We start from the raw sequence: 16,296 nt of genomic DNA on the forward strand, positions 1-16,296 counted from the left end.
ATGTTCAGACTTTTGGTTGTGGACGATGAGAAGATTATTGCCGACGGTTTATATGAGGTTCTGAAGAACCTGCCAAATCTGGAGCTCGACGTGTATAAAGCCTACTCAGGGGAAGAGGCGGTCCGTCTGTTTGACCGGACACGCTTTGATATTGTGCTTACCGATATTCGGATGCCGGGCATCAACGGCTTGCAGCTGCTGGATAAGATCAGGGATAAATGGCCAACCTGCAAAGTTATTTTCCTGACCGGCCATAACGAGTTCTCTTATATCTATTCCGCCATTCAGTATGACGGTGTAAGCTATCTGCTGAAAACAGAGGGCTATGAAAAAGTGATCCAGGTGGTTGAGCAGTCCGTCAAAGAGATCGAGATTGAGCTGAGAAATGAGTCGCTCCTGAAGCAGGCTCAGGAACAACTATACACCACCCGGGAAATGATGCAGAACGATTATGTGAAAGGCATATTGAACGAGCAGCTGAATATCCGGGAAATCAATCAGAAGCAGCTGGACGAACTGGGAATCCCGCTTCGTGCGGAGGAGTCCGTGCTAATTCTGCTCGGCAGGGTCAACAGTTTCCAGAACAAGTCCATGTATTCTTATAGAACCAGCCAGCTCTACGGAATCAAGCTGATTGCAAGGCAATATATCTCCGCGCATGCCGTAGTTGTGGAGACAGTAAATGATAAATCCGACCTCATCTGGTTAATACAGCCCTTGCCTGGTCATGCTGCGGAGGATGGCTGGGGCCAGGTTCTGACCTATATCAAGGGGAATCTGGAACTGATTCAGCTGGCTTGCCGTGAGTCAGTGGGCGAGGTGCTTTCGTTCGTGCTGGATGACAGTCCGGTCAGCTGGGAGCATGCCGCAGACCGGTTCTCTATCCTGCAAATGCTGATGAATTACCGGATCGGACAGGGCAGCGGGATGCTGCTGCTCGACAAACAGCTGATCCGGCAAGAGATGAGGCAGGCGGAGAAAATGGGAGCCAAGAAGCCATCATTCCGTCATTCCCGGCTGGAGCTGCTTCGCGATCAGCTGGAGAACGGGCAGCGCGAGGAGTTTGAGAAGACCTTGCAGGAGTGCGCGGTCACTTTCGCCGCTGTAGACAGCATGCATTACACTCCGGCTATGGAAGTTTATTATGCCATAGGTCTGGTCTTTCTGACGTACATGAACCGCTGGAATCTGGTAGACACCGTAGCGGCAAAGGTTGGCATGCATAAGCTCATGCAGCCCGGTGAACACGAGTCCTGGCAGGAAGCCTTCGGGTACCTGATCCAGGTTGGCGAGCTGCTCTTCAGTCTTCAGAGCCAGGAGGAAGAGAGAAGAGCAACAGCGGTGATCCTGATTATTCAGAAGCATATCCTGGAACATTTGCATGATCCCGATGAAATCTCACTGGTCCGGCTAGGGGAGCTCGTATACTTTAATCCTTCTTATCTCTCACGGCTGTTCAAGCAGGTTACCGAGATTAACCTTTCTGAATACATCACCAGCGCGCGAATGAACAAAGCCAAGCAGCTGCTCGGCAATCCTGACATCAAAATTCAGGAGGTAGCTGAGCTTGTGGGCTACGGAACAGCTACAAACTTCACCCGTTCCTTCCGCAAGAGCCTGAACATGACACCGCAGGAATACCGCTCTCTTGTGCTGAGTAGGTAAACAGCGGATTCAAAAGTAAACAGATGAATATTGAATGAAAGCGGTAACAGAACTATCATTGAAAGTACCGGGGGCCCATCAACAGTACATTCATCAGGGAGGTTCAAATGAAGAGAAATAATAAAATCAAGAGCTTGACGCTTCTAAGTGCGGCGGGAATGCTTATGCTTGCCGCTTGCGGCAACGGAAGCGGTAATTCAGCGGATACGGACAAGAATGGTGCTAATGCCGAGAACAGGGCCATTGATATCAACGCCAAATATGATCCGCCGGTTGACGTCACTGCCTGGAGATATACGGAATCGACTTACAAATACGAGAATGGCGATACCATAGAAGACAATATCTATACAAAGACCTATGCCAGCGATCTTGGCATTAATCTCAAATACGCATGGACGGTGCCGATCGAACAGTTTGACCAGAAGATGAACGTCTCGATTGCCTCCGGGGATTTGCCGGATATCATGTGGCTGAAGAATAAACAGCTTACCGATTTGGCTGAGAACGATATGCTGTATGATTTGACCGACTTGTTCGAGAAATACGCTTCGCCTTTGTCTAAGAAAATCATGCTTCAGGATGAAGCCAGCTTCAATACGGCCAAGATTGGCGGAAGATTGATGGCTCTGCCGCGGACTTCCTCTGCCGTAGACGGTCTGCCGATTCTGTATGTACGTACCGATTGGCTGGATAAGCTGGGGCTTTCCGAGCCGAAGACGATGCAGGAGGCGATGGCGGTCGCGGAAGCCTTCACCAACAATGATCCGGACGGAAATGGAAAAGCGGACACTTTTGGGCTCGCGCTCACCAAGACCTTTCTAACTGACTCGCATTTTGGAACTTCAGGCTATTTCTCAGGATATCATGTGTACCCGGGCAAATGGGTGAAAAACTCGTCCGGCCAGCTGGAATACGGCAGCATTCAGCCAGGAGTCAAAAAAGCGTTGAAACAGCTTCAGGATTTATATGCGGCCGGAATGCTTGATCAGGAATTTGGTGTCAAGGACCGTTCCAAGGTAACCGAGTCGGTTGCCGGAGGTAAGGTGGGGCTGTTCTACGGCTCCATGTCTGCACCGCTGTCGGTCATTCAGAAGAATGTGGACAATGATCCGAACGCCGAATGGAAAGCGCTGCCGATTCTTTCCTCTGACACCGGGCCGGCAACGCCGATTGGTATTATGCCGATTACCACTTACTATGGAGTCAGCAAGGACAGCAAACATCCGGAGGCCATCTTCAAGCTGCTGAACTTCGGGATGCAGGGCTATGATGAGAATGCGGAATCCAATTCGGAATTCGGGATCAGCGAGAACAATGTTCCGGTGTACCTGTACAATTTGATCGCCGCCGATCCTGCCAAGAAGAATCTAAATGCGCATAACAACGCAATAAAAGCAATTGAAGCCAATGATCCATCCGGTTTGTCAGCTGAAGAGAAAGGTTATTATGAGCGGATTATGTCCTACCGCAGCGGGGACAGAACCAATTGGGGAACGGAGCGCGTCTTCGGTTCGCCAAGCAGCTTTGATGTCATAGACAAATATGTAAATGATGAGAATTACATCTTCGACGCCTTCTACGGTTCTCCAACCGCCACTATGGTCGAGAAGAATGCCACACTCCAGAAGATGGAGGAGGAGGTCTTCACCAAGATCGTGATGGGACAGTCCATTGATACCTTCGATAAATTTGTGGAGGATTGGACCAAGCTCGGTGGAGAACAGATTAAGAAAGAGATCAATGAATGGGCGGACAAAAATAAATAAAGCCGCTTGCAGTTCAATCCTGACGGGGGAAAGGCCGCCTTTTCCCCGGAATGCAAGGGATGCGATAGAAATGGAGGGTTTGAACAGATGGGTACCCGAAACAAGCTGAAGTCGTTGCCGCTGCATCTGATGCTGCTGCCCGGAGTTATTCTGACTCTTGTGTTCAGTTATATTCCCATCATGGGGATTGTAATAGCTTTTCAGAAATTTGTGCCATCCAAGGGAATCTTCCATTCGAAATGGATTGGGTTTGATAATTTCCGCTATATGCTTGATATGCCGAATTTCACAAGTGTAGTGTGGAATACGATTTTTATTGCCGTTCTCAAAATCATTGCTGGTCTGGTGATTCCGATCATCTTCGCCTTGCTGCTCAATGAGGTTTCCGGAGCGCTGTTCAAACGCACGATTCAAACGACCATTTACTTCCCTTATTTCTTGTCGTGGGTCATTCTGGGTGGAATACTCATCGATATTCTGTCTCCCTCCAGCGGAATAGTGAACCAGTTTCTGGGGATGTTCGGGGTGAAGCCGATTTTCTTCCTGGGCAATGACCAATGGTTCCCCTTCACACTGGTTCTGACGGACACATGGAAAGGATTCGGCTACGGCACCATCGTCTATCTTGCCGCCCTGACGGGGATTGACCAGAGTCTGTATGAAGCTGCTACCGTGGATGGCGCGGGCCGCTGGAAGCAAATGCTGAATGTCACCTTGCCGGGCATGCTCCCCATTATTACGCTGATGACGGTACTGAGCCTGGGGAATGTGCTCAACGCAGGTTTTGAACAGGTCTTTAATCTCTACAGCCCGATGGTATACAGCACCGGCGATATTATTGATACCTTCGTGTACAGGCTTGGTTTAGTGGAAGCGCAGTACGGGGTTGCCACGGCAGTAGGATTATTCAAATCGATAATCTCGCTGTTCCTGATTGTCATTTCCAATAAGCTGGCTAACCGGTATGCCGGATATCGAATCTTTTAAGGGGGAGAGGAATTGCACAAGTTAACTGCCAGCAGAAGAGTGTTTTTGATTGTGAATTATATATTACTGAGTGTTACCGCCATTGCCTGCATTCTGCCGCTGATCAACGTGCTGGCGATTTCCTTCAGCTCCAGCAGTGCCGCAGCGGCAGGTTATGTGAAGCTGTGGCCTGTAGATTTCACGATCGACTCCTATAAGTTTGCCTTAACCAAACATGAGTTTCTCGACGGATTTCTCGTATCGCTCAAAAGAGTGGGACTGGGTTATGCCATCAGCATGGTCGTAAGCATTCTGATTGCTTATCCGCTGTCCAAAGAGAAGCAGGTGCTGCGCTCACGCAACATCTACGCCTGGTTCTTCATTGTCACCATGTTATTCCATGGAGGACTGATTCCGACTTATATGACGATTAAATCAGTGGGGCTGCTGGATTCACTCTGGGCGTTGGTCCTGCCGTCTACCGTCTCGGTCTTTAATGTCATTCTGCTGATGAATTTCTTCCGGGAGCTGCCGAAGGAGATTGAGGAGGCGGCCAATATGGACGGATCAGGCCACTGGCGGACACTGTGGAGTATTTACCTTCCATTATCCATGCCCTCCGTGGCGACGATTACCTTGTTCATTGTCGTATTTCACTGGAATTCCTGGTTTGACGGTCTGATCTATATGAATTCCACCACCAATTACCCGCTGCAGAGCTATCTGCAGACGATCATTATCAATGTGGACCCCAGCACAGCGACCACCAATGATCTGCTGGATATGTCCGCGATTTCGGATAGAACCTTCAAGGCAGCCCAAGTGTTTCTGGCGGCATTTCCCATCCTTATTGTGTATCCATTTCTGCAGAAGTATTTTATGAAGGGGCTAGTGATGGGCAGTGTCAAAGGATAATCTGTTAGACGACAAGGAGAGAAATTTGTGAATATACACGACCTGGCTGAATGGCCCCGCTGGGGGGATTTAGGCAATGGCTATTATCGTAATCCTGTGCTGAATGCGGATGTATCCGATCCCGATGTCATTCGCGTGGGCGACGATTTCTATATGGTATGCTCGGACTTTCACTTCATGGGCATGCAGGTGTTTCATTCCAAGGATCTGGTGAACTGGAGTCTGATCGGAAAAGTGTACGAACGGCTGGATATCGACCCGGCCTATGACGAAATGCACGCGTATGCCAAAGGAAGCTGGGCGCCTGCGATCCGTTATTATAACGGGCGATTCTATGTTTACTTCTGCACACCGGATGAAGGGCTGTATATGAGTTCAGCAGCTGATCCTGCCGGACCCTGGGAGCCGCTTCATGAAGTGGTCCGGGTATCGGGCTGGGAAGATCCCTGCCCCTTCTGGGATGAGGATGGCCAGGCTTATCTTGGACACAGTACCGTAGGAGCAGGACCCATTATTCTTCACCGCATGAGTACGGACGGTAAACGTCTGCTCGATGCAGGGACTATCGTGTACGTCGGTAAAATTGCCGAAGGGACAAAGATTTATAAGAGGAACGGTTATTACTATTTCATTATTCCCGAAGGAGGGGTAGAAACCGGCTGGCAGACCGTGCTGCGCTCCGCCAGTCTGTACGGACCCTACGAACGAAAGGTGGTTCTTCAGCAAGGGGCTACTGTGGTTAACGGTCCGCATCAGGGAGCGATTGTGGAACTTGAGAGCGGTGAAACCTGGTTTCTGCATTTCAGCAGCACCGGTGCGCTGGGGAGAGTCTGCCATCTCCAGCCTGTGCGCTGGGAGGACGATTGGCCGGTCATAGGCAGGAACGGAGAACCGGTGGACATCTATGCGAAACCGGAGGTGGCCGGAAGCCATTTGCCCGGACTGCCTGCGACATCGGATGACTTTCTGGGGCCGGAGCTGGGCTTGCAGTGGCAGTGGAATCATAATCCCGTCAACGGAAACTGGTCGCTTACGAAGAATGGCTTGCGGCTGCTGGCTCTCGAGGCACCGGATCTGCTGCACGCGAGGAATACGTTAACCCAGAAAATGATCGGCCAACGAGGGGAAGCAAGCACTGAACTGTTCATCGGCGGCATGAAGATCGGCCAGCGCGCCGGGTTTGCTTTTCTGTGCGCCCGGGAGGAGAACTGGATCGGGGCTGTCTCGGAGCGGGAAGGAATCTATCTGCGTGCAGTCACCGGCGGAACCGTGTTTCACGGTCCGAAGCTGACAGGAGAGACGGTGAGACTGGGAAGCCTCATGGATCTGGACGGGGAGACCCGGTTCATCTTCAGCCTGGGTGAGGAATGGCTTCCGTTCGGCGGCCCTTGCCGTATGCTGGCGGGGTTCTGGAAGGGGGCGCGTCTGGGCCTGTTCAGCTATACCCGTGAGGAAACAGGCGGCAACGCAGATTTCCATTGGTTTCAATACGACGTGCAGAGAGGCGGCGCCTAGCGATGAAGGAGTTGCTTGACCGGCTAAGAAGCATCGATACGGCCGCTGTCATAGGGGAACTTAAGAAATCATCCGATGAAGGGGTGCTGGAGGAATGGCTGAACTCCGGTGTGAAATTCGCAGCTTCCTCCGGAAGCCTGGAGAAGGTCTATTACAGCGCGGTTAAGAAACTCCTGGACTGCATTGTTTCTGTCCATGAACGCGCACCGGTGCTTCATGAAGGGGGAGCCTACCTAGGCACCTGGCTGGAGAGTACGGGGACGATCAACGCCGAACTTCTGTCCCGTTATATGCCGAATGTTGCGCAGGCTACGTTTCGCCTATTCGCCGAATACCGGAGGGAGGATGGTCTGCTTCCTTACAAGATTACGGACAAGGGTCCGGCCTACAGGCAAATCCAGATGGTGACGCCGCTCGCAAGAAGCGTATGGAATCATTATTCCCTGAACGGACAAGATGCAGAATTCCTGCGGGAGATGTATCAGGCTATGGCCGGATTTGACGAGTGGCTGGAACAGTATAGGAATACACGCGGCTCGGGTTGTGTGGAGGCGTTCTGCACCTTTGACACCGGCCACGATTTGTCTCCGCGGTTCTGGCATATTCCGGATACCCCGCATAGGGATGACCCGCGCCGCTTCAGCCCTGAATCGCCTGTATTGCCGCTGCTTGCGCCTGACCTCACGGCCAATGTATATTGCCAGCGCAAATATATGGCCCGGATGGCCGACATTCTGGGAGAGGATGGCTCTTTCTGGGAACGCAAAGCTGCCCAAAGCCTCGATAGCCTGTTTCAATATTGCTATGACGAAACCGATGAGTTCTTTTATGACTTGGACCGCAATGACCGCTTTGTCCGGGTCCAATCCGATGTACTGCTGCGCGTATTGGCTTGCGAAGTGGGTGACCGTGGTTTGTTCGACTCGGCACTGAAGCGGTATTTGCTTAATACCGCAAAGTTCTTCGCCAAATATCCCTTGACGTCCATCGCGATGGATGATCCGCGGTTTGACCCTTCATCGGCGTATAACAGCTGGGCGGGCACAACCAATTTCTTGACCCTGATCCGCACACCACATGCCTTTGAAGCCCATGGCCGGTATGTAGAACTGACATGGATCATCACTCCTATTCTGAATGCTATGGCAAGGATGAAGAACTTTGCCCAGACGATAAGCCCATGGACCGGAACGGAAGGCTATACCGACACCTACTCCCCGGCTATTCTGTGTGTGCTTGATTTCGTGGAACGGACCTGCGGTATCCTGCCGGCACCGGAAGGCGAGCTGTGGTTTACCGGACTTGTACCTTATTCCATGGATCATGGGGAGGAGCTCGCAAGTGTGACTGCTTATGCCCGCATCGTCGATGGGGTATCTTATGAGCTGGTGAATACTCGGGAAGGAGCCATGCTGTACAGGGAGGGTCACGTCCATATCGGATTTCCTTATGGAACAAGAGCGGTGACAGACCGCGCAGGAAATCTGAAGGCACTGGTGGGCATGATGGCTCAGCCTGCACAAGGCCTGGTTCAATGGGAAGGGAAGACGTATACTGTTGCCGTCAAAGGCAATGAACAGCTCTTCTTTACGATAGGAGGCTTTGAAGCGGGCCCGGATATCGGTGTTATCGCGCCGACCTATGATTCTGGACATTGGGGTCGTTAACACAGTAAGTTACATCCTGAAGGGAACAGCAAAAGGGCAGCTCTGCCCGGATGCTGTTCCCTATTTTGTATATGGTAGCGTAGCGGATCTGCAGAAAGCCGTTTTTCTTGTTTTACCATGCTTTATGCTACAATCATTTTATGACAAGGAGGCGATCTCATGATTACACGTTATTCGGCGGATATGGCCCACCAGTTCGACCATGGCTGGCTGCAGGGCAGCCACGTATTCTCCTTCGGGGATTATTATGACGAGAACAATACGGCTTTTGGCCCGATGCGGGTATGCAATGATGATACTATTGCTCCGGGCAGAGGTTTCGGAGCGCACCCGCACAGCGATATGGAGATTGTCTCTATCGTGCTGTCCGGCAGGCTGCGCCATGAGGATAACCTCGGCAATGTAATGGAGACCGGGTTCGGCGGCATTCAGCGGATGTCCGCGGGCACCGGCGCGATCCATACCGAACATAATCCGTCAGCGGATGAACCGGTACGGCTGCTGCAGCTGTGGTTCATGCCGCAGACGCGGGGAACTGCGCCATCCTATGCGGCGGGAAGCTTCGACCCGGCGAAGCTGGAGGGGCAACTGCTGCCTGTGGTGGCGCAAGGCGATGATGAAGTCGTGAGCATCGGCCAGCAGCTGACGATCTACCTGGGACGGCTGGTTGCGGGGCAGAAGCTGGGATTCAGCCAGCAAGCGGGACGGCGGATATTTATCTATGCAATTGAAGGTGTGCTGCGGGCAGGCGAAGATACTTTGCTGCATCCGGGTGACTCGGCGCGGATCACAGACACAAATGAGCTGGCGCTGGCGGCCGAGGGCGATGACGCTGCGCTGATTATGCTGATTGACCTGCCTTAGGCAGCTTACGAAGATAGCTTTGCTGCGCAAAACTAAGTGGATGCTTACGAAGATAGCTTTGCTGCGCAAAACTAAGTGGATGCTTACGAAGATAGCTTTGCTGCGCAAAACTAAGTGGATGCTTACGAAGATAGCTTTGCTGCGCAAAACTAAGTGGATGCTTACGAAGATAGCTTTGCTGCGCAAAACTAAGTGGATGCTTACGAAGATAGCTTTGCTGCGCAAAACTAAGTGGATGCTTACGAAGATAGCTTTGCTGCGCAAAACTAAGTGGATGCTTACGAAGATAGCTTTGCTGCGCAAAACTAAGTGGATGCTTACGAAGATAGCTTTGCTGCGCAAAGCTAAGTGTATGCTTACGATGCTAGTTTTGCTACGCAAAACTTTGAGGAGGGCCAAACATGGAAAGAGTACTCGTCAAACACGCGGTAACCGGACGGATGCTGCTCAGCAGCACGGAAGGGCTGACCTATTCTTTTGACCAAGCCGGAGCGCTGACCGTCATTACCATCGAAGGTGTCACTGCGGATCAAGGGGCAGCGGTGGTGGGGCTTGCGTCGGAGCTGAATGTGTTCCGTTTCGAGGAGCCGCCAGACGGCCCTGTTGTGAAGCATTGGTATTATGTAGGAGACAACCCTGTGCGGTATGATGAAACGACCAATACCTTGACGCTGACGGTGCAATCGGAGATTGAATACCGGCCGGATCAGTATTGGGAGTAACAAGGCAATTAACACGAATCAGATAAAGAGACAGGAGATAGGGAGAAATGGAATTATTCGCAGCATTGGAGCGGGACGACTACGAGGAGCTGTTGTTTTGTCAGGATAAAGCTTCCGGATTAAAGGCAATCATCGCTATTCATGACACAACACTTGGGCCCGCTCTCGGAGGAACGCGGATGTGGACATATGCGACGGAAGAGGAAGCCATTGTGGATGCGCTCCGCCTGGCCAAGGGAATGACCTACAAGAATGCCGTATCCGGCCTTAATCTAGGCGGAGGCAAGACGGTCATTATCGGCGATCCCAAGAAAGACAAGAACGAAGCTATGTTCCGGGCTTTTGGACGATACATACAAGGACTGAACGGCCGTTATATCACGGCTGAGGATGTAGGAACCACTGAAGAGGATATGAACATCATCTATCAGGAGACGGATTATGTGACTGGCACTTCTCCTACATACGGTTCTTCCGGCAATCCTTCTCCGGCTACCGCTTATGGCGTGTACCAGGGAATGAAGGCGGCGGCCAAGGCTGCTTTTGGCACAGACTCGCTTGAAGGGAAGACGGTCGCTGTTCAGGGTGTAGGCAATGTGGCTTTTTCGTTGTGCAAGCATCTACATGAAGAAGGCGCACGGCTGATTGTAACGGATATCCGTAAAGAGGCTGTTGCCCGTGCGGTGGAAGCATTCGGAGCGACAGGTGTTGATCCGCGCGAGATTGTTGGGGTGGATTGTGATATTTATGCGCCATGTGCACTGGGGGCGACACTGAATGATGAATCCCTTCCGCTGCTGAAGGCCAAGGTGGTTGCCGGCGCAGCGAATAATCAGCTGAAGGAGAAACGGCATGGGGATGCCTTGCATGAGATGGGCATCGTGTATGCTCCTGATTATGTGATCAATGCAGGCGGAGTCATTAACATTGCCGATGAGCTGAACGGGTACAACAGGGAGCGTGCTTTCAAGCAGGTAGCCAAGGTTTATGACAACATTACCCGTGTGCTGGACATTTCACGGAGCAGCGGGGTTCCAGCTTATGTTGCAGCGGATCAGCTTGCCGAGGAGCGGATTCATCTGCTCAGAAACAGCCGCAGTACCTTCCTGCGCAATGGACAGCATGCGCTCAGCAGACGGAACCTGCGCGGATAGCCGCAGCTTAGATAGATTTCACAGCCTCCCTGTTCATTCAAGGAGGCTGTGAAATCACTTGTGAGCTGCGGCTATGAAGAAACCCGGCAATGTTCCGCCTGTAGAACAGGTTGGGGTTGCCGGGTTATACGGGTAATAATAACTATTGAATGGTTGTCGGCTCCGGGTAAGTAACGCCCAGAGTATCCACAGTTACCTTTTTCATGACCGGAGGTTCTTCCGGACGATCATTGACATCACGTTTCAGATTGACGATTTCCTGGACGACCTCCAGACCCTCGGTGACCTGGCCGAACGCGGCATACAGCCCGTCCAGATGTGGAGACTCGGCAGTCATAATGAAGAACTGCGAGCCAGCGGTGTCGTTTTCTTGTGATCTTGCCATGGAGAGGACGCCTTCTTTATGCAGCAGGTTGTTGGTGAAGCCATTCTGGGAGAATTCACCGGCAATGCTGTAACCAGGACCGCCTGTACCGTTGCCATCGGGGTCACCGCCCTGAATCATGAAGCCCGGGATGACGCGGTGAAAGATCGTGCCGTCATAGGTGCCCTTCTTGATCAGGGAGATGAAGTTATTCACCGTGTTCGGGGCTAACTCAGGGTATAGCTCAGCTTGGATGATGCCTCCGTTATCCATTTCAATGGTGACTACAGGATGGCTGGCGTTCTCATCGGGCAGACCTTCAGTGCCTGTTGCCGCAGCAGCAGTTTCCTGTGGAGCGGGAGTAGCCGCCGGTGTTGCTGTTGCTTCAGTCACCGGCGTATTGCCTGCACCGCTGCTGGTATTGCCGTTTGCAGCATTGTTGTTAGCCGGTTTATTGCCGCAACCTGCGGCAAATACCATGACCAGGCACAGCATAATTAGCAATGCTGTTGATTTCGTTCGTGTACTTTTCACTTGTTAATCGCTCCTTTGCTTTCTGTAAACAGGTTGTCTTTTTACATAATACCTCCTTTGTCCCCTTACTTGCAAAAATACATTGTGCGCTTTTGAATAGGCAGCATATGCGGGTAGGCTTACAATTACAGGAAGCGATCATGATCACATCGAGAAAGGTTGTGCATAGTTTGAATTTCTCCTGGCGTCGCAATTTGATCGTGCTGTGGGTAGGCGTTTTTTTCTGCAGCACGGCGTATTCGATCTCTATCCCGTTTCTTTCCATATTTCTGACAGATGAGCTGGGCGTAACCAATCACCTGGAACTCTGGTCAGGAGTCAGCTTTGGCATTACCTTTTTGGCCAGCGCCCTGATATCGCCTTTCTGGGGATCTCTCGCCGATAAGTACGGCCGCAAGCCGATGCTGATCCGCTCGGGCTTCAGTCTGGCTGCACTCTATTTGATCAATTATTTTGTACATGATCCCTATGTCTTCCTGCTGGTGCGTGTGCTGCAGGGATTGCTGGCCGGTTTCGTGCCGGCGGCGATTGCCATGGTGGCGACCAATACTCCTGAAGACAAGACGGGATATGCGCTCAGCATCATGTCCACAGCGGGAGCAACCGGGAGCATCATCGGACCTCTGATTGGCGGGGTGGTCAGCTATTACACCAGTAACCGCGATGCGTTTCTGTTCTCTGCGGTGATCGTACTGGTGTCGGCGCTGATTGCTACCTTCTTCGCCAAGGAGCATAATTTCGACCGTTCAGCTCCCAGGTCGCATGTGAGTGATGATATCCGGGAAGCCCGGAGCAATCGGGCCTTTATCACACTGCTGACGCTCGCCGGGATCAGCACATTCTCCATTATGATTCTGGAGCCGCTGATTCCGATCTATTTGTTGGACATGGGCATCTCTAAGGATAGCGCTTCCTTAAGCTCTGGGATTGTTTTCTCTGCCGTAGGGATAGCGACGGTGCTGATGGCGCCGCAGTGGGGTAAGCTGGGGAGCAAGAAGGGTTTCGGGTTGATTCTCTTTATCGGGCTGATCGGCGGCGGAATCGGTAATATTCTGCAATATTTCGTAACCGGGTATGTGGGATTTGCTATTCTGCGCTTTGGTTATGGCCTGTTCTACGCCGGTGTGCTGCCTGCGGTTAACGCCATGATTGTTCAGGTAATTGAGCCGGGCTTCCGCGGGCGGGCTTTCGGTTTGAATCAGTCTGCGGCCCAACTGGCTACGATGGCCGGGCCGATTATGGGCGGCTTACTGGGCGGATTGATTCCGATCAAATGGGTGTTTGTCATCAATGGAGTGATGCTGCTTGCGGCTGCCGTGCTGGTGAAGACGCGCAAGCTGGAGCAGCAGATCGATGCGGCCCGCCTTGCAAGGCAATCGGCGGCGCAGTAATTCATATTGCCGCGCGTTCTGCAAGGGTGCAAGGCGTAAACCTGCCGTGCCATCAATAAAAGGAACAGTGTCAAAATCGAGTAGACGGCGAGGTTCCCCACAGCTATCAGCGTAAGCAGCTAACGTTATTTGATTGATTATTTAAAGTAAGTGTGTTTATTATATGAATATCGGATTTACATAAGGAGGCGATATCATGGATGAAATTGATAATAACATTCTGTCTCATTTACAGAACCAAGCTAGGTTATCAATGACCGACTTAGGAAAGCTGGTAGGTCTATCCCAGCCTGCCGTAACTGAACGTGTGAAACGAATGGAAGAAAAAGGAGTTATTGAGGAATACCGTACAGTGATCTCCCCACAAAAAGTGGGTAAGCAAAGCATAGCCTATATTCTTTTTCGGACGCGAGATTGTTATGCCTTTCTTGATTTTTGCCGTTCATCGCCTGAAGTGGTGGAATGTTATCGAATAAGTGGAGAACACAACTATTTATTGAAAGTCATGACGGACTCCACTCTTGGACTGGAAGAGTTTGAAAACCAGTGCGATCAATACGGAACTTATACAACTCTAATCGTGATGTCTGCACCTATCGCGCATAAAAACCTCATTGAAGGAACGAATTTACTTGCGTATAAAGAGTAGCCTGGCAATTAAAAATGAAGGAATCCAAGATGCGATTCCTTCATTTTAGTTGAAATAACGCTTACTGCTTAGGATTCAGCCAGGATTTAGAGTGTTGCCTGGACCTTCGGAGTAATTAGATGCGAAACTGCAACTAATTTCAGCCGAAACGCCCATTATCAGGAGAATAAGTGCAAATCTGCAACTAAATTCGAGTAAAGCAAGCTTATTACGCTCAAAATCCGAAATTAGGTGCGTTTTCGCACTTATTTTCTCCAACACAGAAAAAAATGACTAAATAGATGCAGTTTCGCAACTAATTCTTTGGACTGGACATATGAGACTCTATAAGATGAACTTAAGAATGAAACGATGGGGTTATCAGAATGCCTGGTGCATGGAACTGAATCTGAAGTGTTCTTATCATACGGAGTCCTAAGTAGTAACAAATAAAGCCTTTTTTGACCAGCAAAATGGTGTGCAGTTTGTGGCAGAACAAAATGGAGAGTTAGTCGGTTTTTCTACATTATTCTTTACATTCAGCACTATGAAAGCGGATAAAGTCACCGTAATGAATGACCTCTTTGTAATAGAACAATTTAGAGGTCACCCCAGAAAATGCCCCTACTTACGGTTCACCGCACTGACTGTAACGGCAAGTTAAAGTCCACCTGTTGCTAGGGTGGTTTTCTCTTTTTTCTTATTGGATAAATATTTCTTGAAGGCGACGTTACGTCACTTGCTATACTGACTGAGAATGACATGCTAGAGCAATCAATTGGATGTGAGGAATGGATGAACAAAGAGAACTATCTGACGACAGGACAGCTTGCCAAGCGTACAGGGATAACGGTCAGGACATTACGATATTACGATAAGGTGGGGCTGATGTTTGGTTAGGACCAAAACGTTTGAATTGTCATTGAATGATAACGTTGATATTATCCAAGGCAGAGTAGTTTCCTTATCTGCGCTTAGTGTTTGATGCTGTGTAAGCGTTGAAAATTTATATTAGGCGAGTTAAGGAATAAAATATATCCTCTCTTTTCCGCAAGTGAAATCAAGCAATGCAATTTCAACCACTCTATAATGACTATAGAGTGGTTGAAACGAGGTGAACAGACGAATGTACGAGTGGCACAAGCAAATTCAAATAATTCTTGATGAAATTGACAAGTGTATTAAAAATCGTAACGGTGAAGCAATAACGCTGCGATTTCTTTCTCGTAAGTTAGGTTATTCCGAATTTCATACTACGAGAAAATTTAAGGAAATATCGGGTATGCAATTTAGGGATTATCTGCGGCATAGAAAATTAGCCTTTGTACTAAAAGAGGTTCGGGATAGTGAAAAAAGCATTTTGGATATTGCTTTTGATTATGGTTTTTCATCACATGAAGCTTTTACCAGAGCTTTCAAGGGAACATATGGTGTAACTCCAAGTGAATACCGAAAAAAGCCTATGCCTGTCGCCCTTCGTACAAAAATAAACTCTTTCGACCGCTACTTTTTCGGATTTGGAGAGATTGGTATGATGAAATCTACGGATGATGTCAAAATTTATTTTGTAACGATTCCCGCACACAAATTTTTGCACATTAAAAACTATGAGAGTAATGGGTATTGGGATTTTTGGCAAAAGCAAAGTCTTATTCCCGGACAGGACTACGAAACAATTTGCGGCTTACTCGATAGTATTAAGGGCAAATTGGACGACGATGGAGGGAGCGAAGCTAACAGCGGCAGTGGTCAAATTATGGCGTATATCAATGACCCGGACGGTAGACTTTGCGATTGGGGTATTCCGCGTACAGAGTGTCATGGTACACGTCTTCCTTTTGATTATAAAGGCGAAGTACCACCACAAATGCTTATGATTGATGTTCCCGAAGCCGAGTATATTGTTTTTGAACATGGTCCATTCGATTATGAGCAGGAAAATCGTAGTGTAGAGGAAAAGATCGAAAAGACAATGGCAACTTTTGATTTTGCAGGCACTGGTTACTGCTTTGATACTTCTCCCGGTAGAATAATTTACTTTTATTTTAATCCGGAACGGTTTTTTAAGTATATCAGACCAGTGCGGAAGTCATAATCAATAAAAAGCACCTGCCCAATGTGAAATGACTCCTTTGATATTAT

14 protein-coding genes and 1 pseudogene are annotated in these 16,296 nt (G+C 49.8%); 14 read left to right on the plus strand and 1 reads right to left on the minus strand.

Annotation, left to right across the window (positions count from 1 at the left end):
* The 9 genes from B9T62_RS37855 (at position 1) to B9T62_RS37900 (ending at position 11,237) form a co-directional block, all read left to right on the plus strand.
* Complete coding sequence (locus B9T62_RS37855; protein WP_087919952.1) at positions 1-1,665, plus strand: response regulator transcription factor; 1,665 nt, start codon at positions 1-3, stop codon at positions 1,663-1,665.
* A gap of 107 nt (positions 1,666-1,772) precedes the next feature.
* Entirely contained in the window at positions 1,773-3,434 is a 1,662-nt protein-coding gene (locus B9T62_RS37860; protein ID WP_087919953.1) for an extracellular solute-binding protein, read from the plus strand.
* Between the two features lie 87 nt (positions 3,435-3,521).
* Positions 3,522-4,421 (plus strand): ABC transporter permease, encoded by a 900-nt coding sequence (locus B9T62_RS37865; protein ID WP_087919954.1) that lies wholly within the window; start codon positions 3,522-3,524, stop codon positions 4,419-4,421.
* A gap of 12 nt (positions 4,422-4,433) precedes the next feature.
* A complete protein-coding gene (locus B9T62_RS37870; RefSeq protein WP_087919955.1) occupies positions 4,434-5,315 on the plus strand; it encodes a carbohydrate ABC transporter permease in 882 nt (293 codons plus the stop codon).
* A 27-nt stretch (positions 5,316-5,342) separates the two neighbouring features.
* A complete protein-coding gene (locus B9T62_RS37875; RefSeq protein ID WP_087919956.1) occupies positions 5,343-6,830 on the plus strand; it encodes a glycoside hydrolase family 43 protein in 1,488 nt (495 codons plus the stop codon).
* Between the two features lie 2 nt (positions 6,831-6,832).
* A complete protein-coding gene (locus B9T62_RS37880) occupies positions 6,833-8,497 on the plus strand; it encodes an MGH1-like glycoside hydrolase domain-containing protein (protein ID WP_087919957.1) in 1,665 nt (554 codons plus the stop codon).
* A 159-nt stretch (positions 8,498-8,656) separates the two neighbouring features.
* Positions 8,657-9,361 (plus strand): pirin family protein, encoded by a 705-nt coding sequence (locus B9T62_RS37885; RefSeq protein WP_087919958.1) that lies wholly within the window; start codon positions 8,657-8,659, stop codon positions 9,359-9,361.
* A gap of 401 nt (positions 9,362-9,762) precedes the next feature.
* The gene (locus tag B9T62_RS37895) at positions 9,763-10,083 is read left to right on the plus strand and encodes a hypothetical protein (protein WP_157794173.1); all 321 of its coding nucleotides are present in this window, start codon (positions 9,763-9,765) and stop codon (positions 10,081-10,083) included.
* A 47-nt stretch (positions 10,084-10,130) separates the two neighbouring features.
* The gene (locus B9T62_RS37900; protein WP_087919961.1) at positions 10,131-11,237 is read left to right on the plus strand and encodes a Glu/Leu/Phe/Val family dehydrogenase; all 1,107 of its coding nucleotides are present in this window, start codon (positions 10,131-10,133) and stop codon (positions 11,235-11,237) included.
* A gap of 142 nt (positions 11,238-11,379) precedes the next feature.
* Here the strand turns inward: B9T62_RS37900 and B9T62_RS37905 are convergent, their stop codons facing one another.
* Positions 11,380-12,096 carry a peptidylprolyl isomerase gene (locus B9T62_RS37905; protein WP_087920583.1) on the minus strand — a complete coding sequence of 239 codons (717 nt, stop codon included), beginning with the start codon at positions 12,094-12,096 and terminating at the stop codon, positions 11,380-11,382.
* Positions 12,097-12,242: 146 nt separating this feature from the next.
* Here B9T62_RS37905 and B9T62_RS37910 point away from each other — a divergent pair, with 146 nt between their 5' ends.
* From B9T62_RS37910 to B9T62_RS37930, 5 genes and pseudogenes are all read left to right on the plus strand, one after another.
* Complete coding sequence (locus B9T62_RS37910) at positions 12,243-13,526, plus strand: MFS transporter (protein WP_157794174.1); 1,284 nt, start codon at positions 12,243-12,245, stop codon at positions 13,524-13,526.
* 196 nt (positions 13,527-13,722) lie between these two features.
* Positions 13,723-14,175, plus strand: a complete 453-nt coding sequence (locus B9T62_RS37915; RefSeq protein ID WP_087919962.1) for an Lrp/AsnC family transcriptional regulator — start codon at positions 13,723-13,725, stop codon at positions 14,173-14,175.
* Between the two features lie 442 nt (positions 14,176-14,617).
* Positions 14,618-14,761: pseudogene (locus B9T62_RS41110) on the plus strand (GNAT family N-acetyltransferase); the annotation flags it as partial.
* A gap of 188 nt (positions 14,762-14,949) precedes the next feature.
* On the plus strand, positions 14,950-15,054 hold the full coding sequence (locus B9T62_RS37925; protein ID WP_245864273.1) for a MerR family DNA-binding transcriptional regulator: 105 nt from the start codon (positions 14,950-14,952) through the stop codon (positions 15,052-15,054).
* Between the two features lie 226 nt (positions 15,055-15,280).
* On the plus strand, positions 15,281-16,249 hold the full coding sequence (locus B9T62_RS37930) for a helix-turn-helix transcriptional regulator (RefSeq protein WP_087919964.1): 969 nt from the start codon (positions 15,281-15,283) through the stop codon (positions 16,247-16,249).
* Positions 16,250-16,296 lie beyond the last annotated feature (47 nt).

Source organism: Paenibacillus donghaensis (assembly GCF_002192415.1).
Lineage (GTDB): Bacteria > Bacillota > Bacilli > Paenibacillales > Paenibacillaceae > Paenibacillus_AQ > Paenibacillus_AQ donghaensis.

Excerpts from the sequence above, each read along its gene's own strand:
- B9T62_RS37855 (WP_087919952.1), top strand. The coding sequence starts at position 1 with ATGTTCAGACTTTTGGTTGTGGACGATGAGAAGATTATTGCCGACGGT.
- B9T62_RS37860 (WP_087919953.1), top strand. The coding sequence starts at position 1,773 with ATGAAGAGAAATAATAAAATCAAGAGCTTGACGCTTCTAAGTGCGGCG.
- B9T62_RS37865 (WP_087919954.1), top strand. The coding sequence starts at position 3,522 with ATGGGTACCCGAAACAAGCTGAAGTCGTTGCCGCTGCATCTGATGCTG.
- B9T62_RS37880 (WP_087919957.1), top strand. The coding sequence starts at position 6,833 with ATGAAGGAGTTGCTTGACCGGCTAAGAAGCATCGATACGGCCGCTGTC.
- B9T62_RS37885 (WP_087919958.1), top strand. The coding sequence starts at position 8,657 with ATGATTACACGTTATTCGGCGGATATGGCCCACCAGTTCGACCATGGC.
- B9T62_RS37895 (WP_157794173.1), top strand. The coding sequence starts at position 9,763 with ATGGAAAGAGTACTCGTCAAACACGCGGTAACCGGACGGATGCTGCTC.
- B9T62_RS37900 (WP_087919961.1), top strand. The coding sequence starts at position 10,131 with ATGGAATTATTCGCAGCATTGGAGCGGGACGACTACGAGGAGCTGTTG.
- B9T62_RS37905 (WP_087920583.1), bottom strand. The coding sequence starts at position 12,096 with ATGCTGTGCCTGGTCATGGTATTTGCCGCAGGTTGCGGCAATAAACCG.
- B9T62_RS37910 (WP_157794174.1), top strand. The coding sequence starts at position 12,243 with ATGCGGGTAGGCTTACAATTACAGGAAGCGATCATGATCACATCGAGA.
- B9T62_RS37915 (WP_087919962.1), top strand. The coding sequence starts at position 13,723 with ATGGATGAAATTGATAATAACATTCTGTCTCATTTACAGAACCAAGCT.
- B9T62_RS37925 (WP_245864273.1), top strand. The coding sequence starts at position 14,950 with ATGAACAAAGAGAACTATCTGACGACAGGACAGCTTGCCAAGCGTACA.
- B9T62_RS37930 (WP_087919964.1), top strand. The coding sequence starts at position 15,281 with ATGTACGAGTGGCACAAGCAAATTCAAATAATTCTTGATGAAATTGAC.